Here is a 26,219-nt window from a genome sequence, read left to right on the forward strand (position 1 = left end):
GCCATCCGATCTTTCATAACCATCAAACCATCGCGACTGACATGCCTACTGAACAGTACCACGAGCCACCCGAAGAATTATCTGACGAAACCCGCACCCTCGCGCGGATGCTGACCTCAGTCATTGAGGAAACCGAGGCCATCAACTGGTACGAGCAGCGCATTTCCGTTGAGAAGAACGCCGAGGCACGGGCCATCATGCAGAACGCGCAGAAGGAAGAATTCAAGCACTTTGGAATGGACCTCGAGTTCGTGCTCCGTCAGAAGCAGGATTTCCGCGAGATTCTCAAAGGCATCCTGTTTCAGGACGGCAACATTGTGGAGCACGGCGAAGAGGCGGAGGAATCCGTTGACTGAAGCGACGCTCCCCACGCGCGATGAGGCACTCGCGCTCATGCAGGAGTACACGACCAGCGATTCGCTGAGGAAGCACATGCTTTCGGTGGAGGCCGCGATGAGGGCGTACGCTGGGAAGTTCGGCGAGGACGCCGACACGTGGGGCCTCGCTGGACTGATGCACGACTTCGATTACGAGAGATTTCCAAACAACTCGCACTCGCCCACGGAGGAGCATCCCGCCGAAGGTGCGCGCGTACTCCGCTCGCACGGCTATCCGGAAGAGATCGTGCAGGCGATACTCGGCCACGCGACGTACTCCGGCGTGGCGCGCGAGACGCAAATGGCGAAGACATTGTTTGCAGTGGACGAGCTTACCGGATTGGTCACGGCAACAGCCCTTGTGCGTCCCTCGAAGAGCGTTCTCGAGGTCGAAGCAAAGTCCGTTCGGAAAAAAATGAAAGACAAAGCTTTCGCGCGCGGGGTGAATCGCGACGACGTCGTCAATGGAGCAGCGGATCTGCGCGTCGACCTCGACGAGCACATCGCGTTCGTCATCGCAGCGATGCAGGGGGTCGCCCCGTCGCTGGGACTGGCCGGGGCGTAACTGGCGAGCAGGGTGCCACTTACGCGCCTGCTAGTCCATCACAAACTCCCGGTTGAACGCCACGTCGAACGAAAACGTCTTCCGCTTTGACTTGGCTTCCATCACGCCGGCGATCCGCTCGATGCGCGCCGGAATCTGCATGATCTTTTCCTGCGCCTTCCGCCCAGCGTCATTGAGCCCGCCGATCTTGTCGATTGCCCAGTACTTGATCTGCTCTTCGACAATCTTCAGGTAGTCACGAGGCCCATAGATACCCGCCCGGCGGACAACATCCGCCAACTCGCGAAAGTGGGGCATGTTCACGCCCGGCATGTCGATCGCGGGCATGATCTTCGCCGCTGATTCAAGCGCTTGATTCGGATCCCGGTCGAGCACTTCCTTGAACACCGATCTGTAGAACGCGAAGTGACGTGCCTCTTCCTTTGCAACGTTGGCGAGGACATTGCCGATCATCGGCTCGAACTCCGATGCGAGCTTGCCGGTATTTGCGTGTGACATCTGAGTTGCACGCTCCTGCAGGGACGTATATACGAAGACTCGATAAGGGTCGCGGTCCCAGTCCGGCGCAAATCCGGCACGCATGTAATCGAACTGCATCTTCTCGATCACCACGCGGTCGAACACACGCGCGTCCCTGGTATAGTCGTGCAGAATCACGCCATGCCGGTCTTCCTCAGCGGTCCAGAGGTTGGTCCACGTCTGCCAGTGGCTGTCGTCGCCGAGGTAAACGGCGAGGATACGGTGAAAGTGCGGGAGCCCCTCCTCGGTGAGCAGGTTCAGTGCGAGTGCGACCCTGGCCGGAGCGCTGATTCCCTCTGCGCGCTTCTGCAGATCTTTCAGGTGACGATCCGGATCCTCGTCGGCAGGCGGATCGAGAATCTCGCTCGGAAACCAGAGCACGCGCTTTGCCTCGTGCGCAACCATGAGCTCCGCGACCACATCCTCCAGGTCGGCGAGAACTTCGATTTTCGAGAGCATCTCAGCGTCAGCAGTGTTCACGGTCACGTCGGAAGTCCGGATTGTTCGTCAAGGGTAAAAACAGCCGCCGCCTGAACGGCGGGGACTAAAGGGACGGTTCGATCACAGGCAATTTGCATTATTCGCACCCCGGAGGAAATGGGAGGAGGAGGCTATCAGCGAGAGTTGCGCACCGCAGGGCAATGGCGATCGCCCTGGCACCCGCACGTCCGCGTCAAAATGGAACAGCGCAAAGACATCGCTGGCTGGTTCAACGATTGCATGTGCGAAGGCACTGATGATAAAAGGAGACAACATGGACGAACTGAAGCGCGGCCCCGAGGACCTTCCGACGAGCGAGAGAGTTTCGACACTTGCCGGTGCGATGAAGAGCGCAATGCAGCAGAAGGCGCGGGGCGAGCATGAAACTGAGGGCGGGAGCAGTCAGTCGGTTTCCCTGAGCCAAGCCGAGGCGATCATCGAGAGCTGGCCTGCGGCACCGCAGAAGGGCGCGCGTCAGATGCTCGAACAGTACGGGGCGCCGAACGAGGCGACTCCGACGAAGCTTTTCTGGTATCGCAAGGGACCGTGGAAGCGGATCCTTGTGACGAGTGACGTGCTGGTCCATGACTTCCCCGCGCCCCATACCGATTACATCACCCAGTGGATCGACTACAAGGTTCCGGTCGAAATGGCCAGTGATATCACACGTTACGATGGAAGCTGTCTGATTGACCGAACCGCAGGCGAAGCAGGAGCGAGATGCGACTCCGAAGCCGCGAACATGATAACGCTCAACCTCATGCATGAGATAGTCCTCGGCAAGCGCACGGTAGAGGAGGCCCGGAAGGTTTACGCCGAGAACGTCGCCGGTTACACGATGGGACGTCCCGCGCCCTATGCGGAGCGTCTGCTGTTCCAGGTTCCCCAGGGAGGTACGCACGATCCCGACGATGGAATGGGCGTCGCGCCGATAATGAAGCAAGCGGCGGGAAAGATGAAGGACGCCATCACGGGAGACGCACGCGAACCAACTGACCGAAAGACCTGACCAGGCGCAGAGAACGACCTAGCCGCTGCTTGTCGGAGGATTCGATCGGTTCTTCTCAACTGCACTCGCGGGAGGCCCGTGCATCTGTCGGCGCTCCGCCGTCGCCGGTGGCCGGTCCCAGGGCATCTTCCCCACGACGAGGCGGGGGACGTTGATGAACACGACGTTGCCGGCGCGTTTCGTTACCGCATCGAGTGGTATGTAAGTATCAGTTTCAAAGATTATTCCGCGCGGCACGAGCATGTACGCTTCGTTGCCCTCCGTCGCATCGACAACATCCTTCACCTCGCCAATCTCGAGGTGATCAGAGCCGCGCACAGTGTCGCCGACATCTGCGAGAGCTCGCCCGGAGGGGGGTCCCACCGCCTGCAGAAATTCGTCCACGTGCATAACAGCGTTCCCGATCAACGGGAAGTTCACGAGCACCGCCGCCTCGTACGATGGTACGCTCTCTGACCCAATTGCGTCCGAGAGAAACGTCACGTCGTAACCATCCTCCGCCGCGTGGCGGCCAGTGCTCTCAACGCAGAGGTTGGCCGTCATCCCGGCGATCACCAGATGCGTGATGCCGAGGCGGCGCAAGTGGTCAGGCAGATCAGTGCGGAAGACATCGGTGCCCTTGTGCGGCAGGAGGATGACGTCTTCCGGCCCCGGCTGAAGGCGAGGGTGGAAATCTGCCCCCCAGCTCCCGGCCAGGAACATCTTCCTCTCGAATTGTATCCGGTTGATGCCCGTTCGGCGGTGGAGCGAGTGGTCCGCGTAGTCTTCCTCGGTGTAGGCCATCGGCCCGAACAGGACCGGAATGCCGTTTCGCCGCGCGCCTTGAATCGCACGCTCGAGGTTCTCCACCACATCGTGCAGCCGGACCGTGTTCTTCGTCAGGTCCCAGGCGGCTCCGCCTTCGGATAGGAAGTCGTTCACGGGATCGATTACGAGGAGCGCCGTTCGATCCGGCGGGAACGTGGCTCCCGTCTCTCCCTTGGCCAGATATGTTGCGCCATCCGCGGCTCCGCGGTCGGCGTCCTGTCCGAGATCCCTCATGAATGTATTCTCCGGCTGCGGGATGCCTGCTCCAACCGGTGAAAACCTAGCAAGCCGCATGCCCGCCACGTCAACGCGTGAATCACCCAGACGAAAAGTGCGTGATCGAAGAGCAGGCGCCGCGTCAGGGGACAGGCGCACACTCTGCGGCCCGCTCTATCACGTCGCGCAGGGTCCGCTCGATCTGCTTGCGGTGTCGCTCCTCATGCTGGGCGACCAACAGCGCCCACTGGTAAAGTGTCAGATCGCCGAGGAGGGGGTGAGGTCGCGTGACAGAAGCAAGGTCGAGTCCATCACCTTCGGCGAGTGCCTGGCGCAGCGCCAGGCGCGAGTTCTCGAGCGATTTGACCGCTTCCTTCAGGTCTGCCTCCCCGCTCACGTCAACCACTGCAGGGGCCTTCATCGCGCGGGTCGGGTTGGCGATCGAGAACGCATCCAGGCAGCCAAGCACAGAATCATCCGAAATTTCCGCGGCAACGCCGTTGTCGCGGGCCCAGCGCACCGAGCTGGCCATCAGGCGCGCAATCTCTCTTTCCACCATCGCCAGGTGCGTGACATTTTCAGCTACGGACCATGCGTCGCTGCTCGGACGAACGGATGCGAAGGCATCGCTCGCGCCGTCGACTGTCGCCATCAGCGCGTTTCTATTCGTATCCATGACAGCCAGCACTTCACAAAGCCGCTTTCGCATCAGCACCCTCCCCCTGCTCGATGATAGCCAGAATTTCCTCGACGATGGTCGCTCCGCGATCGCGTGCATACCACGTTCTCATTTGACGATACCGCTCGGCCTTGGGGAGCGCGAGACCCTCGGATGTCGCCCAGACCTGAAGGCTTCCAGGCCGCGGACCCCACCAGCCTCGTTCGACAAAGTCGCTGTCGAGGACGATAACCACCGGGATGGACCTCGACCCATTGGTGAGGTGGGCGTTCATGATGTCCGGGTTCGCATCGCGCCCGATAATCCGCAGGTCGATCCCGGATGACGCTTCCTTGAGCCGGGCGAGATGAGGCAAGACGTTGACGGAATCACCACACCAGTCCTCGTGCAGCACGAGCAAATTCCACTGCCCACGCAACAACGACGCGCGATGCGAGCTTTCGCTGCTCAGGCTCGCCTTTTTATAGAGCGCCTCCAACAGATTGTCGCCGTCCTTCATCCGTCTCAGCAAACCGGCAAAAGTCTCGCCCGCCTCAAAGCTCTGCCGGATCAAGCGCATGGCGTCATCCACGGAGCATGTCCACGTGCCAGATATTGTCTTCGGTGTAGGGTTGAGTCACTCGTCTGAAGCCGAAACGCGAGTAGAATGATTCAAGATACATCTGCGCGGCGATCCTGATCGCGCTTCCCCATCCGTTCGTTTCGATCCGCTGGATCGCCTCGGTCATCAACTCCAGACCGGCGCCTGAACGGCGGACATCAGGGTGAGTCACCACTCTGCCAATCGAAGCCTCGGGGTACTTTGCGCCTGGCGGGAACAGCCGCGCGTACGCGATGAGCTTTGTATCGCCATCGGTCGCGCGCCAGCCCAGCAGGTGGACGGCTGCAAGGTCGCTTCCGTCGGCGTCCATATAGGGACAGTTCTGCTCGACAACGAACACACGCTGCCTCAGCTCCATGGCGGAATAGAGATCAGCGGGACTGAGGGCGGCAAAGGTGGAATGCTGCCAGAAACTGATCGTGCCCGCGGGGGCTGTCTGATGATGCATGATCGTGGGAAGATCAACGAAGAAGTACACAGATGCGAGATCTCAGAAGCATAGCTGTTTGGCTCCTATATGCGTTCGACCCGCAACTAAAAAGCTATACTTCTGTTCCTCCGCAGCGCCGTTTTTCCTGTTCGATTTCAGTATTTTCTCCAACGGTCCCAGCATGCCAGAACCCATCTCACTGCTGCGAATCGCAGCCCTCGCCCTGATGCTTGGCGCCACGGCCTGTACCGCGTCCACCGGTGTTCCCGTCGCCGCACGGAGCAGCTCTCCAGTGATCACGACCGGCGGCGACGTAACGATTGGCCTTCATCGCGATCCTGCACTCGTCCAGCTGATTGCGCAGATCTCGCCCGCGCGCATTCGCGACACTGACTCGATACTCGTTTCATTCGGCACGCGCCACACCATGGCGGACACTCTCAGCGCGACGCGAGGCATTGGCGCTGCCCGCCGTTTTCTGCATCAGCGGCTCAGCGGCTACAGCGCTGAATGCGGCGGGTGCCTGCGCGTCGAGTACAACGATGAGATGGTCGAAGTCACACGGCACCCGCAGAAACCGAAAGTCGACATTGTAAACGTGCTCGCATGGCTGCCTGGACGCGACACGAGCAGGGTGGTGGTGATCGGTGGACACTACGATTCGTGCATCTGCAACGTCGACCGGTTCGATTTCACCTCCGACGCACCGGGCGCAGACGACGACGGATCGGGCACTGCAGCGGTGGTCGAGCTGGCACGCGTGTTCTCCCGCGCGTTCCCTCGCGGACTCGACGCCACGATAATTTTTGCCCTCTACTCGGGTGAAGAGCTTGGCCTGCTTGGCTCCACCCATCTCGCGCGCAGCCTGCACGCCTCCAACTACAGGGTCGTGGCCGCTATGACCGACGACATCGTCGGCAACGTCGTCGCGGACGATGGCCAGGTCGATTCGACGAGCGTGCGAATCTTTGGTGCCGACCCGGACAATGGGCCGAGCCGCGAGTTGGCGCGCTATGCCTGGGCGGTCGGGACGTTGTACAACCCCGCCTTTGCCGTGTTTCCAGTGTTCCGGCTCGACCGCGTAGGCCGTGGAGGTGACCATTCGCCATTCGTCACTCTTCGCGATGCCGGTCTTCGATTTACCGAACGGCTCGAGAATTACAAGCGGCAACACCTCGCGACAGATCTGCTGAAGGACGTCAACTTCGGGTACGTTGCAAATGTTGCACGGCTGAACGCGGCGGTGGTCGGTGGCCTGGCCAGCGCGCCATCGGTGCCGGACAGCGTCACTGCCCGCCGCGATCAGGCTTCGGGTGGTCAGAAATGGCTCCTCGCGTGGAAACCGGTGGCTGGTGCAGCGAGCTACGAGATTCTCGTGAGGCGCACTTCATCGGCCACGCACGACCAGGTGATACCGGTTGGCAACGTGACCTCATATCTGCTCCCGTTCCAGCTCGATGATTACTGGGCGGGCGTACGTTCAGTTGGAGCAAACGGGCACCGCTCGATTGCGGTGGTGGTGCCCCCACCGACTTATGTAACGCGATAGGATCGCTAACACAGTCGCCGCCAGCCCCGCGAATCTGGCAGCTTTGCGAAAGTCGAACCGGCGTTGCGGCTAATCTTGCACACCGAGAGCCTTGAGAAAGTTGCGCAGCCTCGACTTCAACGATGGGCGGGCCGCCGGCACTGATGCCGATACCTCCGCGACAGGAGCCCGCGGGGTGGAAGATCCGCCAATCGCTTCAAGAAATTCCGACGCGCTCTGAAATCTCGAAGCAGGGTCCTTCTGCATCGACTTCCTGATCGCCAGCCTCACGGCTAGCGGAGTATCTGCGCGGAAATGTTCGAGTGGCTCCGGATCACGGGTCAGATGAGCTACAAGGATTGCGTGATCGGTCTCGCCGGAAAACGGCGGACGTCCAGCAAAAATCTCGAACCCCACCACGCCCACGGAATAGATGTCCGCGCGCCCATCCACGTTTTTTTCCCCGAGAGCCTGTTCCGGGGGCATGTACCCCACCGTACCAAGAGACATTCCCGTGCCGGTAATGCGTTCTCCCGTTTCATTTCCCACACCGGTCAGCGCCGACGCAATTCCGAAATCCGCAAGAACAGCGTGCCCGCCAAGAATCAGAATATTCTCCGGCTTGATGTCTCGATGAACGATGCCCTGCTCGTGCGCGCACGAAAGCGCGTCAGTTATCTCGCAGAGAAGACGCACCCCATCCTCGATCGATAACCGGCCCTCGCGGCGGAGCCGTGCACGCAGGGACTCTCCCTCGAAGAATGGCATGATGTAGTACGCGAGACCACCGCGCACACCAGCAGATATAATTGGAAGAATGTGAGGATGATGAAGCAGAGCTGTGACTTTGCTCTCGCGCCTGAATCGGGCCAGCATCATCGGGCTCGTCAGTTCCGGAGGAAGGATTTTGATCACCACCCGCCGGTGCAGCTCGATGTCGGTGGCAACGAAGAGCCGGCTCATGCCGCCACTCTTCATTTCCTTCTCCACTTTGTAGACGCCCTCAAAGGCCACCTTGAGCGACTCCAGCATTTCATTTGGCGCTAAGTCCTTGTTCGTACTCAGGGGCATGGCTTCCGTCGACGGCGGCAGAGACACAGGCATAACCACAATCGCCTCCCGCAGCGCCTCGCTGAAATCCGCCGTGCCCAGCCAGCGATCCTCCGGTGCCTGCGCCATCGCCCGGCCGACCACGCGCTCGAGTTCCGCCGGCACATTGTCCCTAAGGTCTCGCAACGACTGTGGAGCCTCGGCGAAACGAAGCGCAAGCAAAGCCTCGCGAGTGGCGGCCGCGAACGGAGGGAATCCGGCTAGCATCTCATACACGACGCAACCGAGCGAGAAGATATCGCTGCGCTGATCCAGCTCGCGCCGTCCGAGCGCCTGCTCGGGACTCATGTAGGCGGGGGTTCCGACAGTAAGCCCCGTGCGAGTGAGCCGCTCGCCACCCGCGCCGACGAGCGCCCGGGCGATGCCGAAATCGAGAATGAAAACCCCGGAGGGTGAAACGATGATGTTGTGAGGCTTTATATCGCGATGGATGACGCCGCGATTGTGGGCGTACCCCATCGGCTTCATCACTTCCCGCGCAACTCGAACTGCTTCGTTGACGGGAAGCTGCCCGTGGCGATCGATCAGCAACCTGACTGACTCACCCTCCACGTACGTCATCACATAAAACGGCAGACCACCCGCCACTCCGCTGTCGATCACCTTTGGAATGAACGGGTGGTCGAAGTTCGCAATGAATTCCACTTCGCGCAAAAATCTCTCGGCAGCGACCGCGTTAGCGTATTCGGATCGAAGCACCTTTGCCGCCACAAGGCCGCCGTCGCGGCCATCTGTGCACAGGTACACAGTGGCCACTCCGCCGCGTCCAAGCTCACGCTCCACCCGATATCTCGCGGGAAGATCGTAAAGAGTCTCTGCGCCCTCACCAGCGGGCCTATCGCCTTGCGTCACGATGAGGGCCTCATGTCATGTAAGGACTTCGATGTCCATCGGTGCCGAACGGCCGAGGCGGCGAGTCTACTCGGAACATCGCCGTACCTGTGGTTGCATATTATTGCGCAAGCTGCCCGGGCCAGCAACCCTCTTTTACTCATGTCCTTAACAAGGTCGATATAATGCAGCCGCGTACGGCTCCGATGATCGGACGAGAAGCTGAGCTGGCGCTCATGGAGGCGGTTCTTCGCGCCGCAACATCGGGCAATGGGTCGACGATGTTCGTGTCCGGCGACGGCGGCGTTGGCAAAACCCGCATCCTGGCCTCCGCTGCTGAGAAAGCCACCCGCGAAGGATGGAACGTCGTGCTCGGCAGAGCATATGCCGTCGAAACGGGCATCCCATACTCGCTCTTCGCCGACGCACTACTGCCATCGCTGAGACAACTGGAACCCGGCGCGCTGTCTGTTCTGTCGCGCGGGGGAACCGCTGAGCTCGCATATCTGTTTCCCGCCCTGTCGTCATCAGGAAGCCGAACAAGCGCGGGCGCGGGCGCTGATCCATCGGAGCTCAAATCGCGATTGCTCTGGAATTTCACGCAGTTCCTCGGACGGTTTGCCGCGCGACAGCCGCTGTGTCTGGTACTGGAGAATCTGCAGTGGGCCGACGCCGCCTCGCTCGAGCTTTTCCACTTCGTGGCCCGTCAAATTTCTGGACACCGCATCGCGCTCCTTGCCTCATACAACGAAACAGAGCGCGATTCGAATCAGATGCTGCGCACCACCGAGCAATCACTGGTGAAACTCGGCGCGGCGACGTGCTGCCGCGTCGGACCGCTGGCCCAAACCGATGTCGGCGAAATGCTGCGCGAGATGTTCGGTGTCGATCCCGATACCATCCGGCAATTCACGGCTCTCCTCTATGGATGGACGCGTGGCAATCCCTTCTTCGTTGAGGAAACTCTCAAGTGGCTCGTCGAATCCGCGGTGCTTCGCGAGCAGGACGGCCGGTGGACAGGGTGGGAGGTAGAGTCGCTTCAGCTGCCGCCAACAGTGCGCGATGCCGTTGCGTCGCGGCTCGGCCGGCTGTCGGCATCTGCGCGTGAACTCGCAAACCTTGCTGCGGTTGTCGGGACGCGGGTGACATTCGCGCAACTGGTTGCGCTGTCGCGAACGTCCGACGCACTCGTTGCCGAAGCGGTGGACGAGCTCTGTGCCGAACGCGTACTAGTCGAAGTCGAGGGCCCCGCCGGTCCAGCCTACGATTTCATGCACCCGATCATGCAGCAGGTGACCTATTCGTCGCTTGGCCACGCCCGCTCACGCCTTCTTCATGCGGCCGTTGCGGAAGCCCTCGAGAAATACTACGGAAAGAAATCCCTTGCCCACGCGGGTGAGCTTGCATTCCACTTCACCCGCTCCACATCGATGGCGCCCAAGGCCATCCAGTACCTCGGCGAAGCGGGACGCATGGCGCTTCAGACGTACGCGAATCGTGAAGCTGCGGATTTTCTCGGATCGGCACTCGAGCAGATCGACAACCTCGATGATGGCTCGATCGACCGGGACGAAATTGTGAGGAGTCTGGCGAGAGCCCGCCAGAGGCTTGGCAACTATGAAGGTGCGCTGGCGCTGTGGGAGACGGCGCGTCAGAAAGCGGTCGCGGCGGGGAACCACAACGCCGTCACGGTGATCGAGCATCGAATGGGCCTCGCATGTTATTGGGACGGGCGGTACGACGAGGCCCTCGCCCATTACACGGACGGGCTCAACGGCGTCGGCGGCTCGCCCGACAACGCCGTAGTGATGCGGCTGCATCTCGCCAGGGGCATGTGCTTCCAGGATCTGGGAAGACTCGATGATGCCAAAGCGGAAATGGAGTGTGCATTGCAGGCCGCGGAGGCCGCCAACAGCACGCCGCTGCTGGCTCGCGCACATCGGGCGTTGCTGCTCCTCTATGCATGGACGGGGCCCGCCGATGTCGCCCTTTTCCATGGCAGGAAAGCAGTCGAGCTGGCGGTGAGCTCGAAAGATCTGATGCTGGAGTGGACGGCGCACTGGGGCATGGCAGTACTTGCCGGCCTCACCAGCGACGCCGCGGGCATGATCAAACACATTCGCGAGAGCGAGCACCTCGCGGCACGGCTTAAATCACCCCTCCTCGCGCTGTGGTCTGCGGAGCTCTCAGTGCAATACGCGTCCACCACGGGAGACTGGGATGCGGGGTTGGCGACCGGCGAGAGAACGATCGCACTCGCTCGGTCGCTCCGTCAGCGCGCCCTGTTGCCGCGATTGCTGGTATGGACCGGGCTAATCCATTTGTGGCGGAGTGATCTCGCCAAGGCGAAAACTTACTTCGATGAGGCGTGGCAATTGTCGGGGGCGGGATCAGACGATTCCCGGATCAACGTGCCGACGCTGGCACCGACACACATGGGCTTGGCTGCCTATTACCTCGAGACCAACAATTTTGCCGAGGCGATAAGGATCGGCGAGGCGGGTATGGAGATCGCCGACAGGTCCGGATATCTGGCATGGTCGCTTCAGTTCCTGCTGCCGGTGGTCGGTGAAGCGTCACTCTGGATACGAGACTTCGAACGCGCCGAACGCCATTCCGTGAGAATGAGGCGTGACGCCACTCGTCTTGGCAATCGGCTCGGGCTGGCAATGGCAGACGCATGTGACGGAATGCTGCTGTTGCTTCGCGATGCAAACTCCGAGGCAGCGATTCCACTTCTGCGGGCTGCTGCGGAAACCCTCGAATCGATTCCCTATCCCGACTCAGCCGCGCGCGTCCGCCGCATTCTCGCGTGGGCGCTCCGCGACAACGGCGATCGCGATGGCGCAATGCGTGAGTTCAGACGCGCGCACGACGTCTTTGCTAGGCTGCACGCAGCGACTGCACTCACCGAAGTGCGTGAGGAAATCAGGAAACTGGGGGTGCGTCCGCCGTCGCGCACGCTTGTCGCCGGCGCGGGGGGCCTAACCGGGCGTGAGCTTGAGATTGCACGCATGGTGGCCCGCAGAAAATCCAACCGGGAAATAGGGAGTAAGCTCGACATATCTGCCCGGACGGTGAGCACCCATATGTCCAACATCTTCCTCAAACTCGGCGTCGCGTCCCGGGGGGAACTGGCGGATGTGATCCGTACCAGATTTCCGGAGGTCGATTCACCATGAGAAACTGACTACTGCCCAGACCTTCCCTGCGTCGCACGTGCCTGCCGGACAATCTCCTTTACCTCGGCCAGCAGCTTCGGTCCATTATATGGGATCCCATCTTTAATCGTCCACTCAACGCCGCCAGTGCGAACCTCTTTCCCGTCTTTGATGTCCTCGATCCCGGTTGGGTAGAGAACCTTGAGATTCTCCAGCGGATTCCCCTTTACTACTATCAGATCGGCGAGATATCCAGCGCGCACCCGGCCCAGCCGCGCTTCTTCGCCGAGGATCTTCGCATTGTTACCGGTTGCATGCTGGATGACCTTTATCGGGCTGAAGCCGGCCTCTTCGTGCAGCTCGAGCTCGCGAATGAGCCCGAATCCGTATAGCTGATAGATGAATCCCGCATCATCGCCGGCACCGATGAGGCCGCCCCGACGCTCGAATTCGCGCAACGCGTTCATCCATATCCGGTAGTTCTCCTTCCAGAACGTTTCGTCGGTCGACGTCCATCCAAAGAAATACGAGCCGTGGTTGGCGGCGTCGGGCCGGAAATATTTCTCCAGCGTCGGGTGCAGATAATCCTTGAACCATGGCTGGGTCTGCGCGCGCTGGAGGTCACGGCTCGCCTCGTAGATATCAAGGGTCGGCATCCAGGCAACCCTGGCCGCGACCATGCCATCCAGAACCTTCAGGAGCTTGTCGGGATCGGCCTCCCGCCACAGCCGTCCCGCATATCTGAACCGATCGACTTCGTTCCGGTAGTTATAGGTCGCGGGAAACCTCTGACCGCCGTCAATCAGCGCAGCGTCGGGAATGCCATACCAGTGCTCGATGCTCGTCGTGCCCAGCCGTATGTCGTCCCAGGCATTCGTTTCCTCGACGCCGGCATGGTGGGCAACGCGAAGCCCGACTTTCTTCGCCTCGTCTTCCATCGCCGTCATCAAGTCTCGATCGATTCCAGTGCTCTTGATTCCATCGGCGCCCATACGCTTCAGTTCGCGCACGCGCGCACGAGCCGCTTCAGGCGTGCGCGGAAAAGGCGGTGCGCCGAACCGCGCGTAAACGAAAATGCGGGGCGATGCGATTTCCCCGCGCTGGCTTCGGCCGCGTAGCGCAATGAGTTTGCCTGTGTCATCAGCGCCTACTTCGCGCACGCTGGTGATGCCGCAAGCCAACCAGAGTTTTAGCTCATAGTCGAGAGGCTGAGGAATGCCTCCGCGTTCATCCTGGACATGCGCATGCCCGTTGATCAACCCCGGAAGCACGTAGTTTCCCGTCGCGTCGATCTCGGTATCGCCCGACGGCCGCTTTGCCGTGCCGGATTTCAAAGCGACAGGATCGAGCCACACGACATCGGTAATGCGATTTCCTCGAACGACTATATCTGCCGGGCCCGACGCCGGTGTGCCGTTTCCGTCGACAATTGTAGCGTTGCGGATCACCAGGCTGGCCGCTCGCGAGCCGCTCACGGGACCGCGCGATGTCGTCTGGGCATCGGCACCATCGGCCATGCCCGACGCACCCGCCACCAGCGATGCGAGCGCAATACTGCGCCGCCAACGGACAAGGCCTGAAAAACGCAATCGAAATCTCCTTTTGGGGTCGAAAGAATCTACATCCCGGAAATGAAAAAGGGCCGGCTTTCGCCGGACCTTGCCATGAGATGCAGACCAGTCCCGCTTCAGGCGTCGAGTTTGAACACGAAGGCCTGCTGTACTACCTGAGACACATTGGTCTTGCCAATCTGAGCCGGACGAAAGCGCATCCGGCTGAGCGCATTCTTCACCGCGCTGGTGAATTGAGGGTTTGAAGAGCTGAGCACCTTGAAGGTAGCCGTCTCGACCCGGCCGCTTTCGTTGACAACGAACTGGGCGAGCACTTGCCCCTGAACCCCTGACGACCTGAGACCCTCTGGATAGGCCACCGACGTTCCCGAGATTGCGGTGACCTGACGCTCGACCTCAAACTCAGCGTAGTTCTTGTTGGTGTCGACACCGCCCGCTGCACCCTCCTTGGTGCCGCTGCTGCCCGCCACTCCATCCGAGCTTCCACCACGGACGCCTTTGCCGGAAAAATCGGCTTCGTTCGTCGCCTTCGCTGAAAGGTCGATAGTCGGAATCGTGGTGGGGATGTTGACCGGCGCCTCGAGAACCTTGAAGCCCTTGGGCGGAGCGATCTCAGCCTTGGGCGCTGGCGGAAGCGGAGTCGGCCGGTGATCGCTTGGCGGTGGCGGCTTCTTCGGCTTCGCTTTTGGCGGGGGTGGAGGCGGCTCATCCTTCTTTACTACCGGAGGTGGGGGCGGCTCGGCAGTCTTGACGAAATTTACCTTCTGTTGCCGCTTCTCGTTGACATCAGGCACACCGGCACGAGCCGTGGCGTAGACCGCAAAGAGCACCAGCGACGAGTGAAAGACAACGCTCGCGACGGTGCCGCCGGCCATGCGCTGTTTTTTTGATTGCGATTCGAGCAGCATCATTGCGGAAAGCTCCGGGGTTGAACAACGTCGTAACTATAGGCAAACGCCCGGCCATAAAGTGCTTTATTTCAAATTTATGCAGGCATTTGTCCCGAAGTAATAAGGGGTTAATCGTCAGTTAATGGAACCGCCATCCATTGCCGAAAAGAATTGGCGGCAGCCGCACCGTGTGTTTTCTTTGTATTTCGCAAACCCACCACTGAAGCCTCAACAGATAATGACACGCCTACGAAAACCTCTCATCCTGGCAGCGCTGGTTGTAGCCACTGGCTGCGGCGAGTCCGCCACCGGGCCGGTCGCATTGCCCGCGCTCCGGCACGACCCGATTCTGTTTGTCCATGGCTACGGCGGCAACGGCGGCAACTGGCAAGATCTCAAGGCTTTGTTCAAGGCCGACGGCTGGCTGGATCAGGAATTGTATTCCTACAATTACAGCTTTACGGCATCCAATGCCACGAGCGCTGAGGAGATTCGTGCGCAAGTGGACGGAATCATCGCCAGCACAGGCGCTGTAAAAGTGGATATCGTGGCCTTCTCCATGGGCAGCATCTCTTCGCGCTACTATCTCAGGAATCTCGGGGGGGCGTCGAAGGTGGAGGCGTGGGTTTCGCTCGCCGGACCGAATCACGGAACGGATACCGCCGATAACTGCAGCTTCACGCCGTGCAGGGAAATTCAGATCGGTTCCCCGTTTCTCGCGGCGCTCAACGTGGGAGATGAAACCCCAGGATTGACCCGTTACGCCACATGGCGTTCACCCTGCGACCTGACAATCAATCCCGATCAGAGCGTCCCGCTTTCCGGCGCTACAAACAATGAAAGCGCGTGCATCAACCACATCGAATTTCTCGTGCACGCACCTACCTACAGGCAGGTGCGGGATTTCGTGGATTAACTCAACAGCCGTCTACCTGCCGAAGCTGAATCCAATAGAGCCGTAGGTTCGGTTGTCTGCGGGCTGAGCGCCATCGAACTGGTTGAAGGTGTCGACCGTTCCGCCGCTCACCCGCCCTATCTCCGCGACTATTCGAAGTACCTGCGACGTGAACCATACGCTGCCGAAGACGTTGTTCCGTTTCAGCTTCTGGGTGAGCATGATCGGGCCTCCGCTACCTCCCTCCGATGTGGGCCGCGGCGCCACACTCACTCGAATCGCAGCGTTGTTATTGTAGGTATCCTGCCCGAATCCCCCACCAACTCCCAGAAACAGGAGACTTTTGCCGGCTACGGCACGCCACGATCTGGAGCGAACCTGCAGACTGTCAAGGAACAGCATGTCCTCCCCCGACACACCAGCGATGTCTACCCGCGGCAACTCACGCTCCAGAAAGCTGATGGACACACCGGGAATCAGCGCGGTTTCCTGCACGAGGCCGAGCTTGCCCCCATATCCCAGCTTCCACGCCCCGCCGGGCAGGGTGACATCGAAGGCACCCTGCGTGTAGTTCGGGACATATGAAGCACTGACGAGCAGATCGAGGCCGCCGACGTTGGTAAGGCCGAGCGGCAGCCCTCGGAAAATTCCCAGTGCAAGGTCGCCCGTGACGAAACCCGCCGGCTTGTTGTCGAGCGAGTACGTGCTCGACTGAGCGCCACGGGTCGACGGAACCACCCGGTCTACCTCGGGAAGCGACGCCCGTAACGCGTTGCCACGCAGGCCGATCGAAAAATGACCGAGGCCGCCCAGCGTGCCCGTGATCCCCTGAGTCGCACTTCCTCCTGCAAGGACGGCCCCAAGCTGCGGCGCCGTGTACTTGAAGAGATCGATCGCTTTCTGGCAGGCGTCCTGCGCGATCTTTGTGTTGTTCGGAGTGCCGCCGGCGTTGAACGATCCGGAAGGGCACTGCGGGTCGATCCCCTGCGCCAGGCTCACCGAACCGGAAATAGCGGTCAGAAGAGGTGCAAGGACGAATGCGGCCAGACGTGATCTCATTGGTTAACTACCCTGACTCTGCACATGTGGTGACACGACGAACGGAATACCCGGCTCGTCACCTGCTGATCCATGCAAACTACGTGCAGCATTAACCTGCATGCTCCGGACCCTGACGGGGTGATCCCAATCCAGCGCCACTCAAAGCCTGATCCAGATCCGAGATCAGGTCACTTACATTTTCGAGACCGATGTTGAGACGGACCAGACGGTCTCCGTAGCCGGTTTCGTAGCTTCGTTTCAGATCAAAGCCAGGAACGGCGAGGCTCGTGACACCACCCCAGCTGAAACCCACCTTGAATAACGCGAGGGCATCGATAAACCCGAGGATCGTGTCCCGCTCGGTGCCTTCGACGAATACTATCGAGAACAGGCTTGCCGAGCCGGTAAAGTCGCGCGTCCAGTTTGGGTGACCCGGACAGGAAGGCAGAGCGGGGTGCAACACGGTTGCGATCGCCGGATGAACTGCGAGCCAGCGAGCAACCTCGAGCGCGCTTATCTCCAGCGCCGACAGCCTGACAGCCAGCGTCTGCATACCGCGCAGCGCGAGTGAGCAGTCATCGGGCGACACGCCGAGCCCGAGCAAGCCGTGCACTCGACCCAGTTTTTCGTAAAGGGCCATGTCCCTGACTGTCACCGAGCCGAGGATCAGGTCACTGTGCCCGCCGATGTATTTGGTGATTGCCTGCATCGTGACATCGACTGAGTGGGCGAAGGCATCGAAGTAGATCCCCGCCGCATACGTGTTGTCGAGCGCGACAAGTGCACCGTGCCGGTGTGCGACTTCCGCGATAGCCGGGACGTCCTGAACCTCCATCGTGATCGAACCCGGACTTTCACACCAGATCAGTCGCGTGTTTGGGCGCATCCGCGCCTCGAGTTCAAATCCCTCGAGAGGGGGATAGTATTCGACCTCGACGCCGAACCGCCGGAGCACGTGATCCAGAGCGCGATTGGGGCCATACGCGCTGTCGGGGGCAAGCACGTGGTCTCCCGCGCTTGTAAATGCGAAGTAGATGAGTGCGATCGCAGCCTGGCCACCGGGAGTCAGAAATGTCCGCTCACCTTTCTCCAGTTCCGCAATCCGCGACGCCAGCTCACGTGTCGTCGGCGTCCCGAAGAGCCCGTAGCTGTAGCCCGCTTCATGCCGCCAGTCGTCCTTTACGTCGGCGGCGCGAGGGAAAACGGTGGTCGAGCCCCGAAACACCGGTGTGACGAGTGACTCGAATCCCTCCGCGTATTCCGCATCGGAATGAATCAGCTTCGTCGTCCAGTGCGTCATGATGGGTCGCGTCGCCCGTTATTCACTACTCGTTCGCGCTGCCAGTATCCGCGGGTAACTAGCGTCGCGCACGATTCCGGCGTGCGATGTTGGCGCACACGTTGCTGAACGCTCTCGATCCTTCCGACCGCGGCTTGAACCGGTCCCAGTTCATGAACCGTATGTCCTCCTGGCTCGGCATGACCCCTTCTCTGACGACAGCTCCGTTAGCCGAATAAAACGACTCAGTGAGCCGCTTGATGCGCACCGGGGTGCAGCGGATCAACGCGACTTCCGTCATCGCCATGTATGGCCGCCGGCTTTCGAGAGCGTGCAGTTTTGCGTAATCCCATCGGGTGCGAGTCATGTACGAGCCGTCCGCGTTCCTGCTCGCGTTGGCGGTATCGAAAGCGACACTCACGTTGGCATCCTTGTACACCACGGGCCACGGCGCCTGCGCCTGCATGGACGACGCAGCAACCGTCAGGGCCGCGCCAGCGACCATTAACTGCAGAACAAGTTTCATCTGTGAGATCCCTGTAGTTGGTACCGCTACGGTGCCGCCGGCAAAGTAAAACTGAACGCGGCGCCGCTCTGTGGAGGACTCTCTACCCAGATGCGGCCACCGTGTGCCTCCACAATTCCTTTCGCGATCGACAGCCCAAGACCAGTGCCCAGTTTTGCGGTGGACTTTGCCTGCCAGTACCGGTCGAATACGTGGGCCAGATTCTCCTGCGGAATGCCGGGTCCGGTGTCGACGACGGTGAAATTCACCTCCGCACCGGCAGCCTTTGCCTGAATCCTGATCTCTCCACCCTTTGGAGTAAATTTGATGGCGTTACCGATCAGATTGGCAAATACCTGCAGCACCCGCTCGCGGTCGGCTCGCGCGCTGCCGGCGCCTGCTTCCACATCCGTCAGCACGTTTATCTGGCTTGCGCCCGCAAGGGGCGAAGCCGACTCCATGGCTTCGAGCACCAGTGAGTTAACGTCCACCGAAACCGGATCGACGGCCAGACCCCCTGCCTGAATACGCGCAACATCGAGGAGATCCTTGATGAGGCGGTTTGCCCGCGTCGCCGCGCGCTGAATTACCTCGAGCTGCCTCCGCGCCATCACCCGGCGATCTGTCGCAGGCGCAACTTCCAGAAGAAAGGATGCCGCCATGTGAATCGTATGCAGCGGATTCCTCAGGTCGTGAGACACGATCGCGACAAGGTCATCGCGTGCCCTCGTGGCTTCCTGAGCAGCCTTGAAAAGGCGGGCATTTTCCAGCGCCACCGAAGCAAGCTGCGCAAGCTGGGTCAGAACGGCTTCGTCAGATTCATCGAAGTCCCCCTCTTTTTTGTCCCACAGCTGAATCACGCCGAGCATCTGTCCGTCGCGCCCCATCAAATCCGCGGAAAGCGTACTGAAAGGCCGCATAGCCATTTCCGACGGCGGAAGCGTGGGTATGTCCTGGCCGGCGGCAAGCGCGGCAATTATCTCCGGCGTCAGCGCGGGCATCGAGTCGCGCGTGGCATCGGCCCAGGAAGTGAGCTCGTGCTCGTTTTCGCCAGGCGCAGTCGCAAGCCACAGGGCTGTTTGTCCTTCGAGAACCGCATTCGACGTTGCGTTGCCATCTACAGCGAGCCGGGTTTCCGCTCGTTTCGCGTTCAGGATGCGTCGCGCATTCTCAGTCGTTGCCTGGAGCATGGCGTCGACGGCGAGCGTGGAGTTGATCTCGATTGCTGCCTGCGCTACTGACCGCAGCTGCATCGCATAGCGACGCAGCTCTCCGTCTGCCCGGTTAGCCTCGATCTCAGCTTGATGGACACGCACCACGCTTCGCAGACTCTGGCCCAGGCGCTCCGGCGTCAACATGCTCTTGGGTATGTAATCGGCAGCCCCGGCTTTCATCAACTCGACCGCTGTCTGCTCGTCACCAAAACCCGTCAGCATGATGAAGGGAATGAGTATTCCCTTCGCTCGCGCCTTCCGTACAACCTCGAGGCCGTCGCTGCCGGGCATACGGTAGTCGAGGATTGCGCAGTCGAACCGCGCCGCTTCGAGATGCCGAATTGCGCTATCCGCGTTGTTCGCTTCAACGACGGAAACGTCTATTGCCGAGGCCTTGAGCGCACGCCTCACTGCCATGCGGTCGATCTCATCATCATCCACTACGAGAACACGCAGCACGGTATCCATGAGTCGGCCTTACGGCATCTCCACCAGCGTCCAGTACTTGTTCAGGGCGGCCATCCGTTCGCAGAAACTGCTGAACGTCACTGGCTTGAGGAGATATCCGGCAACATTCAGGTTGTATGCATCGATCTTGTCCTGATCGTCGTTGGAGGTCGTCAACACCACCACCGGCGTGCTCGACAGATCGGCGTCGGCGCGAAGCGCTTCGAGAAATTCGATGCCGTTCATCTTCGGCATGTTGAGATCGAGAAGGACGAGACGTCTCTCTTTCGGCACGACGTCGCCTCGCAACATCTCGAGCGCCTCCAGGCCGTTACCGGCGACGAACAGAGGGTTCGACACGTGATTTTTCTCGAACGCACGCCGAACGTTCATCACATCGACTTCATCATCCTCCACCAGCAGGATATTCAACACGCGCTCGCCCATCGCCTCACTCCTCGGTAACCTCATTCCTCGGCCAGGTGAAATGGAAAGTCGAGCCCAGTCCGACATCAGATTCGAGCCAGACACGCCCTCCTTTGGATTCGACCATTTTTTTCACGACCGACAAGCCGATACCAGTGCCTTCCACTTTATCGCGGGCTTCCAGCGTGTGAAATATGGCAAATATCCGATCGTGGTATTGCGGCGCGATTCCCTGCCCATTGTCGCTCACCGTGAACTCCACAAGCTCACCCGCATCGGCCCAGCGAATACTAATCACGGGGTCAATCCTGCCGGTGTGCTTGATAGCGTTGCCGATGAGGTTGAGCAACACCTGTTGCAGGGGAACCCGCTCTGTGTTTACGACCGGCATCCCGGGAATAACATCGGTTACGACGTTCGGCCCGGGAGCGAGCAGGTCGATCACCTCGGCGACCAGCAATCCGGTGTCCACTGCCTCCGGCCGGGCTCTTACACGCCCTGCCCGCGAGTACTGAAGGATGCCGTCGATCAGAGCTTCCATGCGGTGAACCCGTCCGCGCAGCATTTCCATCTGGCTCTTGCTCTCACCGTTCAGTGCTCCTCCCAGATCCTCCTCGATCCACTGTGAGAGGTTGGCAATCCCGCGCAGCGGGGCTTTCAGATCGTGCGAGGCGACATAGGCAAACTGGTCGAGCTCCTGATTGCTGCGGGCGAGTGCCGCAATCAGCTGCTCGCGCTCGGCGTCGGCTTTTTTTCTGGCGGTGATGTCGCGGAGAACGCCGATGAACGCCGGGGTCCCGTCAATATCCGTCCGGGTGATCGTCAGCTCCGAGGGAAACTCGGTGCCGTCGCGCCTCATGGCCGGAAGCTCCAGGCGCTTCCCGAGGATATGAGCGGTGCCGGTGTTCAGGTAGCGTCCCATTCCTGCACGGTGCGCCTCGCGCAGCCGCTCCGGAACGATGAGATCGCCGAGCGGCTTCCCAATGGCCTCCTCGTAGGTATATCCGAAAGTTTCCTGAGCGGCGCGGTTGAATTCGAACACAATTCCATCCGCATCGATGCTGATGATGGAGTCGAGTGTCGACCTGAGCACAGCCGCCTTGCGTTCCTCACTCTCGGCGACGATGCGGTCTGCGCGTTTTCGTGCGGAGATATCGGCAAATGCGACCACCGCCCCGCGTAACTCGCCGTTTTCCTGTATGGGAGATGTAGAGTACTCGACTGGCATTGCAGTTCCATCGTTCCGCCAGAACACCTCTTCATCGTTCCGCGCGCTCTGGCCTGTGCGCGATGCGGAATTCATCGTGCATTCAGCCAGCGGGTACGCGGATCCGTCGGCCCGGTGGTGATGAATGGTCGCGTGCATATCGCGGCCGACGAGCGCGTCCGGCGCATAGCCAAGCATCGCCGCTCCCGCGCGATTGATGAAGGTACACTCGCCCTTTGGGTTCATGCCGTAAAAACCGGCTTCGGTTGAATTGAGCAGCGCCGAATTCTGACTCGCCAGCGCCTGTTGTTCGGCGAGCTGCCGGGCGAGCACGGATTGCTGGGTTTCGAGCGTGTTGGACTGTTTCTGAAGTTTTGATGACTGACGCTCGATCAGCTTCTGCTGTGCCTCACGATCGATCACATCCCGCCTGATCGAGCGGTTGATGAGTAGTGAGATGAGAAAGGCCATGAAGCTTCCAACCGCAATCACGATAACCGCGAGTCGCTGGTCGGCTCGGAGATCGGCGGTGCGGCGCGCCAGCAACGCGCGCTCTTCGGCCTCCATCATCTCCAGCAGGGCACGGGCGTGATCCATCACCATCGTCGACTGGCCGGTACCGAGCAGCAGGCGCGCCATCTCGAATCCCTGGGTTCGCCTGATGAGTATGATCTGATCGCTGAGCTCGACTCTCTCCCGCGCAACACTCTCGAGGGTGTCGAGCCGCTGTTGCTGGAGTGGATTGTCGGCGGTCATCCTGCGCAGCCTTGCCAGGGACGCGGACACCTCCTTTACCGCGGTGTCATACGGGCCCAGGAACTCGTCCTTGCCGATTGCGACAAAGCTTCGCGATCCGCTCTGGACATCCTTGAGCGCCGACAGCAGCTGCTCCTGTTCGAGCAGTACCCGGCCTGTTTTTTCGACGAGCGCCGACGAGTTCGATGCGCGCTGAACGGAGTACACCGAAATGGCGCCGACGACCAGGATCAGCAGCGCGGCGACCAGACCGGCGCCGATCTTGGAACGCAGGGAGGGAATGAACGGCCGGGGGGGTCTTGGTGATGGCATGATGGCCGGGGGGAATATATCGGAGGGGCTATTCCGTCGCAGTCAGTGGGAGGGGGGTAGCCGGTGACTGACTGTGGACATGCAAACCTGCCGGCTGCTGCGAGTCGGATGAAGAAGCACCCGCGCGTTCTCGAGACGGAAGGACTCGGATTTGCTGAAACGTGACGCCGACAAATGCCCGTCACCCGGATCGCAGGTCGAAAGACAATTCCCATGATGCCGCTTGTTCATTATGACATTCTGACGCGACCACTCGAAGGCGCCCTCAGGCGCTGGAGAGCGGCTTTGTGGAAACTCGTTCCCGCATACACGGCAAGCGGACACGAGTCGCGGGATTCTCTGCGAAGCAAAGCGAGGGGTCTTGAGATCGGCGTTGGAACCGGGGGCAGCTTCCCGCATTACCCGGCGGCTCTGATCATCGCAACCGACGTATCACCTGCCAACATGGTGACCGCAAAGCAGAAGCTTTTCGAGGGAGCGGCGGAATCGAGTGGGGCGTGCGTATTGCTGGTCGTTGCCGACGTATCAAGCCTCCCGTTCCGCGACGCGACGTTCGACTGGGGCGCCGAGGCGCTGGTATTCTGCGAAGTACGTAATCCCGTCGAAGGCCTGCGAGAAGTGAGCCGCGTGCTTCGCGATGGAGCGCCGTTCCTGATGCTCGAGCACGTTCGCCCCGGTGGCGTGCTCGGCGCAATTGCCGCAGCAGTCACGCGAGTGACAGCACCATTATGGGGAGAGCATTTTGATCGCGATACAATAACGGCGGTTCGCGACGCCGGCCTTCGTATTTCCAGCACGGCGTGGCTCTGGCGCGATGCGGTCTTATTGCTCGAAGTCCTCTCACCGAAAGCTTTGGGAGAAGTTCCGACGTCTGATTTGCGCGCTCGGTTGTCAGACGGTGAATAACCGAGGTTATTGGGATGAACGTGAGAATGCTATTGTTTCGTCATGACAATTCTCGCCATCGCCGTGGGCGGGGCTCTGGGTTCGGTCCTTCGGTACCTGCTGGCGGGAACGGTGCAGCGATCCAGCGCGGCCGGATTCACTTACGGCACGCTCGCGGTGAATGTCGTGGGCTGCCTCATTGTCGGACTTCTGGTGCCGCGCTTCACGAATGCTGAACCTTCCTCGGCGCTAGGCGGCCTGCTCATCGTGGGTTTTTGCGGAGGGTTCACAACGTTTTCTGCATTCAGTATCGAGACGGTGGGCCTCGCCAGCGAGGGAGAATATCTACGAGCCCTGCTCTACGTGTTTCTGAGTGTTACACTTTGTCTGCTTGCCACCGCCAGCGGGCTCGCGCTTGCACGCGCCCTCTTCCGCTAATGACTCCGCCTGGGTTACCGAAGTGACGCTTCTGCTCATCCGTTGAGAAGATGATCGGGTCGATCGGCGAGAATCACATCCTGGTCCCTCTAGCGGGGTAGAGACTCAAAGCCTGAACGATTAGCCACGAAATAGCGCTTCCGGAGCCGTGGAAAGCACTTCATATTCGCTTTAGCATATATGAGACTTCTTCATCCGGGTACTCCGGGCAGCATTGACGATGTCGAGACTCTGTTCAAAGCGTTCGCCGATCCGACCCGCCTCCGAATTCTCAACATTCTGGTGGCGGGCGAACTCTGCGTCTGCGATATCGTGACGATCCTCGACCTGCCGCAGCCGATGGTTTCGAGACACCTCGCGCTGCTCAGAAACGCGGATCTCGTTGAGGTGACGCGGGAGTGGAAGTACGCGCACTACCGCCTCGCCGGCCCCGCGAACACCGTCCACCGGACGCTCATCAACTGCGTGCGCTCCTGCTTCGCGGGAATCGACTCTCTCGGCCGCGAGCGCGACCTTGCATCACGCCAACTCAAGGAGAGGGAATCCGACCCATGCTGAATCGCACTTACGCTCTCATCTCCGACATCCACGCGAACCTACCGGCGCTTGAAGCGGTGCTCGGCGACATCGCCGGGGGAACGCCAGCGGGAGTTTACCACCTAGGCGACCTCGTCGGTTACGCGCCGTGGCCGAACGAATGTGTCGCCCGCCTGAGGAACGACGGGATACCCGGAGTCGCCGGCAACTACGACTCCACGGTCGCCACCGACTACAAACATTGTGGATGCAGAGCTGACACTCCGCGCGATGAGGAACTCGCGCACATCAGTTATGAGTGGACACGCCGCGCAGTATCGGGAGAGACTAAATCATTCCTGGGCGGACTTCCGTTCCGCATCGACATTCGGCCCGGCGGCGGGCATCTGGCCGGTCCGACGATCATGCTCTTTCATGCGACGCCGGTGAGCAACCTCATTTACGTCACTGAAGATCGTTCAGACGGCTTTCTACAGAAAATGGCACAGCAGGCTGGTGCCAGATCGGGAGACGTAATCTGCTTCGGGCACACTCACGTGCCGTGGCACAGGGTTGTCGATGGGATTCATTTCATCAACACCGGCAGCGTGGGGCGGCCCAAGGGAGGTGATCCACGTGCCTGCTACGTCGTTCTCGATATGGCGGGTAACGTTCCAGTCGTCGGCTTTGCACGTGTCGAGTATGATATCGAACGAGCAGCGGAGGGAATTGTCGAGGCCGGACTGCCGATTGAGTTCGCGGAGCATCTTCGCGCCGGCGGGAAAAAAGAATGAATGGCCACGCCGATGCCCGACGCTGGATCGCCGAGCTCATCGGAACGTTCTTTCTCGTTTTTGTGGGCCCCGGTGCTGTCATGGTGAATGCAGCGAGCCAGGGAATAATCGGTCACGCGGGTGTCGCAATCGCCTTCGGTTTTGTCGTAGTGGCGATGATTTACGCGGTCGGTCATTTGTCGGGAGCTCACCTCAATCCGGCAGTAACGCTGGGTTTCTGGTCGGTGCGACGCTTTCCTGCTCGTGAGGTGGTTCCCTACGTCATTGCTCAATGTGTTGGGGCAACGCTGGCATCGCTGGCGTTGTACGGAATCCTCGGCGACGTCGGGAGCATGGGGGCGACAATCCCTTCGATTTCGACCGCGCGGGCGTTCGCCGTGGAATGGCTGTTGTCCTTTGCGCTGATGTTCGTCATCATGGCGGTCGCGACGGATGCGCGCGCGAAGGATGGATTCGCGGCTCTCGCAGTCGGGCTCACCGTTGGCTTTTGCGCGATGATGGGCGGCCCGCTTACCGGCGCGTCGATGAATCCAGCGCGATCACTCGGGCCTGCTATCGCCGGAAATGTGTGGGTCGATCACTGGATCTACTGGGTTGCGCCGATTGCAGCGACTGTTATCGCCGCCCGCGTCTATGAGTTTCTGAGGCCCGTAAAATACAGGGGTCATCACGCGATTCACGGCGTTGCAGGGGTGATTGCGAAGTGACCTGAAGCGCGGGCCGCGACGAC

At 60.4% G+C, this 26,219-nt stretch carries 25 protein-coding genes; 11 read left to right on the forward strand and 14 right to left on the reverse strand.

Annotated elements, in window-relative coordinates; translation table 11 throughout:
• Window positions 1-41 precede the first annotated feature (41 nt).
• Window positions 42-356 carry a hypothetical protein gene (locus WKF55_06975; protein MEJ7759320.1) on the forward strand — a complete coding sequence of 105 codons (315 nt, stop codon included), beginning with the start codon at window positions 42-44 and terminating at the stop codon, window positions 354-356.
• The gene (locus WKF55_06980) at window positions 349-942 is read left to right on the forward strand and encodes an HD domain-containing protein (GenBank protein ID MEJ7759321.1); all 594 of its coding nucleotides are present in this window, start codon (window positions 349-351) and stop codon (window positions 940-942) included. Before WKF55_06975 ends, WKF55_06980 begins: the two co-directional genes overlap by 8 nt.
• 30 nt (window positions 943-972) lie before the next feature.
• On the opposite strand, the gene WKF55_06985 is transcribed toward WKF55_06980, so the two are convergent.
• Window positions 973-1,947: an acyl-ACP desaturase gene (locus tag WKF55_06985; protein ID MEJ7759322.1), complete on the reverse strand. Its 975-nt coding sequence runs from the start codon at window positions 1,945-1,947 to the stop codon at window positions 973-975.
• 268 nt (window positions 1,948-2,215) lie between these two features.
• Between WKF55_06985 and WKF55_06990 the strand changes: the two genes are divergently transcribed.
• Window positions 2,216-2,950: a hypothetical protein gene (locus WKF55_06990; protein MEJ7759323.1), complete on the forward strand. Its 735-nt coding sequence runs from the start codon at window positions 2,216-2,218 to the stop codon at window positions 2,948-2,950.
• Window positions 2,951-2,968: 18 nt separating this feature from the next.
• On the opposite strand, the gene WKF55_06995 is transcribed toward WKF55_06990, so the two are convergent.
• The 4 genes from WKF55_06995 to WKF55_07010 form a co-directional block, all read right to left on the reverse strand.
• Window positions 2,969-3,991: a cysteine hydrolase gene (locus WKF55_06995; GenBank protein MEJ7759324.1), complete on the reverse strand. Its 1,023-nt coding sequence runs from the start codon at window positions 3,989-3,991 to the stop codon at window positions 2,969-2,971.
• Between the two features lie 124 nt (window positions 3,992-4,115).
• The gene (locus tag WKF55_07000) at window positions 4,116-4,682 is read right to left on the reverse strand and encodes a DinB family protein (protein MEJ7759325.1); all 567 of its coding nucleotides are present in this window, start codon (window positions 4,680-4,682) and stop codon (window positions 4,116-4,118) included.
• Window positions 4,663-5,223: a thioredoxin family protein gene (locus WKF55_07005; protein MEJ7759326.1), complete on the reverse strand. Its 561-nt coding sequence runs from the start codon at window positions 5,221-5,223 to the stop codon at window positions 4,663-4,665. The genes WKF55_07000 and WKF55_07005 overlap by 20 nt, the downstream gene beginning before the upstream one ends.
• The gene (locus WKF55_07010) at window positions 5,216-5,731 is read right to left on the reverse strand and encodes a GNAT family N-acetyltransferase (GenBank protein ID MEJ7759327.1); all 516 of its coding nucleotides are present in this window, start codon (window positions 5,729-5,731) and stop codon (window positions 5,216-5,218) included. Before WKF55_07010 ends, WKF55_07005 begins: the two co-directional genes overlap by 8 nt.
• 133 nt (window positions 5,732-5,864) lie before the next feature.
• Between WKF55_07010 and WKF55_07015 the strand changes: the two genes are divergently transcribed.
• Entirely contained in the window at window positions 5,865-7,232 is a 1,368-nt protein-coding gene (locus WKF55_07015; protein MEJ7759328.1) for a M28 family peptidase, read from the forward strand.
• Between the two features lie 69 nt (window positions 7,233-7,301).
• Here the strand turns inward: WKF55_07015 and WKF55_07020 are convergent, their stop codons facing one another.
• The gene (locus tag WKF55_07020; GenBank protein MEJ7759329.1) at window positions 7,302-9,173 is read right to left on the reverse strand and encodes a serine/threonine-protein kinase; all 1,872 of its coding nucleotides are present in this window, start codon (window positions 9,171-9,173) and stop codon (window positions 7,302-7,304) included.
• A gap of 164 nt (window positions 9,174-9,337) precedes the next feature.
• Here WKF55_07020 and WKF55_07025 point away from each other — a divergent pair, with 164 nt between their 5' ends.
• Entirely contained in the window at window positions 9,338-12,334 is a 2,997-nt protein-coding gene (locus tag WKF55_07025; GenBank protein ID MEJ7759330.1) for an AAA family ATPase, read from the forward strand.
• 8 nt (window positions 12,335-12,342) lie between these two features.
• On the opposite strand, the gene WKF55_07030 is transcribed toward WKF55_07025, so the two are convergent.
• Window positions 12,343-13,902, reverse strand: a complete 1,560-nt coding sequence (locus WKF55_07030; protein MEJ7759331.1) for an amidohydrolase family protein — start codon at window positions 13,900-13,902, stop codon at window positions 12,343-12,345.
• 98 nt (window positions 13,903-14,000) lie between these two features.
• Window positions 14,001-14,795, reverse strand: a complete 795-nt coding sequence (locus WKF55_07035; GenBank protein ID MEJ7759332.1) for a TonB family protein — start codon at window positions 14,793-14,795, stop codon at window positions 14,001-14,003.
• A 217-nt stretch (window positions 14,796-15,012) separates the two neighbouring features.
• Here WKF55_07035 and WKF55_07040 point away from each other — a divergent pair, with 217 nt between their 5' ends.
• Window positions 15,013-15,690 carry a triacylglycerol lipase gene (locus WKF55_07040; GenBank protein MEJ7759333.1) on the forward strand — a complete coding sequence of 226 codons (678 nt, stop codon included), beginning with the start codon at window positions 15,013-15,015 and terminating at the stop codon, window positions 15,688-15,690.
• A gap of 12 nt (window positions 15,691-15,702) precedes the next feature.
• Here WKF55_07040 and WKF55_07045 read toward each other — a convergent pair whose 3' ends face one another.
• The 6 genes from WKF55_07045 to WKF55_07070 form a co-directional block, all read right to left on the reverse strand.
• Window positions 15,703-16,728, reverse strand: coding sequence for a hypothetical protein (locus WKF55_07045; protein MEJ7759334.1), 1,026 nt, complete (start codon window positions 16,726-16,728; stop codon window positions 15,703-15,705).
• A 91-nt stretch (window positions 16,729-16,819) separates the two neighbouring features.
• Window positions 16,820-18,010 carry a cystathionine beta-lyase gene (locus WKF55_07050; protein MEJ7759335.1) on the reverse strand — a complete coding sequence of 397 codons (1,191 nt, stop codon included), beginning with the start codon at window positions 18,008-18,010 and terminating at the stop codon, window positions 16,820-16,822.
• 58 nt (window positions 18,011-18,068) lie between these two features.
• Entirely contained in the window at window positions 18,069-18,515 is a 447-nt protein-coding gene (locus tag WKF55_07055; protein MEJ7759336.1) for a surface-adhesin E family protein, read from the reverse strand.
• Between the two features lie 26 nt (window positions 18,516-18,541).
• Complete coding sequence (locus WKF55_07060; protein ID MEJ7759337.1) at window positions 18,542-20,176, reverse strand: ATP-binding protein; 1,635 nt, start codon at window positions 20,174-20,176, stop codon at window positions 18,542-18,544.
• Between the two features lie 9 nt (window positions 20,177-20,185).
• Window positions 20,186-20,626 carry a response regulator gene (locus WKF55_07065; GenBank protein MEJ7759338.1) on the reverse strand — a complete coding sequence of 147 codons (441 nt, stop codon included), beginning with the start codon at window positions 20,624-20,626 and terminating at the stop codon, window positions 20,186-20,188.
• Complete coding sequence (locus tag WKF55_07070) at window positions 20,607-22,856, reverse strand: PAS domain S-box protein (GenBank protein ID MEJ7759339.1); 2,250 nt, start codon at window positions 22,854-22,856, stop codon at window positions 20,607-20,609. Before WKF55_07070 ends, WKF55_07065 begins: the two co-directional genes overlap by 20 nt.
• A gap of 174 nt (window positions 22,857-23,030) precedes the next feature.
• On the opposite strand from WKF55_07070, the gene WKF55_07075 reads away from it, so the two are divergent.
• The 5 genes from WKF55_07075 to WKF55_07095 all read left to right on the forward strand — a co-directional run bounded on the left by WKF55_07075 (window position 23,031) and on the right by WKF55_07095 (window position 26,196).
• A complete protein-coding gene (locus WKF55_07075; protein ID MEJ7759340.1) occupies window positions 23,031-23,762 on the forward strand; it encodes a class I SAM-dependent methyltransferase in 732 nt (243 codons plus the stop codon).
• 42 nt (window positions 23,763-23,804) lie between these two features.
• Window positions 23,805-24,179 carry a fluoride efflux transporter CrcB gene (gene crcB, locus WKF55_07080; protein MEJ7759341.1) on the forward strand — a complete coding sequence of 125 codons (375 nt, stop codon included), beginning with the start codon at window positions 23,805-23,807 and terminating at the stop codon, window positions 24,177-24,179.
• Window positions 24,180-24,359: 180 nt separating this feature from the next.
• Complete coding sequence (locus WKF55_07085) at window positions 24,360-24,737, forward strand: metalloregulator ArsR/SmtB family transcription factor (GenBank protein MEJ7759342.1); 378 nt, start codon at window positions 24,360-24,362, stop codon at window positions 24,735-24,737.
• The gene (locus WKF55_07090; protein MEJ7759343.1) at window positions 24,731-25,489 is read left to right on the forward strand and encodes a metallophosphoesterase family protein; all 759 of its coding nucleotides are present in this window, start codon (window positions 24,731-24,733) and stop codon (window positions 25,487-25,489) included. The genes WKF55_07085 and WKF55_07090 overlap by 7 nt, the downstream gene beginning before the upstream one ends.
• Window positions 25,486-26,196 carry an MIP/aquaporin family protein gene (locus WKF55_07095; protein ID MEJ7759344.1) on the forward strand — a complete coding sequence of 237 codons (711 nt, stop codon included), beginning with the start codon at window positions 25,486-25,488 and terminating at the stop codon, window positions 26,194-26,196. The genes WKF55_07090 and WKF55_07095 overlap by 4 nt, the downstream gene beginning before the upstream one ends.
• The last annotated feature ends 23 nt before the right edge of the window (window positions 26,197-26,219 follow it).

It is taken from the genome of Gemmatimonadaceae bacterium, assembly GCA_037721215.1.
GTDB lineage: Bacteria > Gemmatimonadota > Gemmatimonadetes > Gemmatimonadales > Gemmatimonadaceae > UBA4720.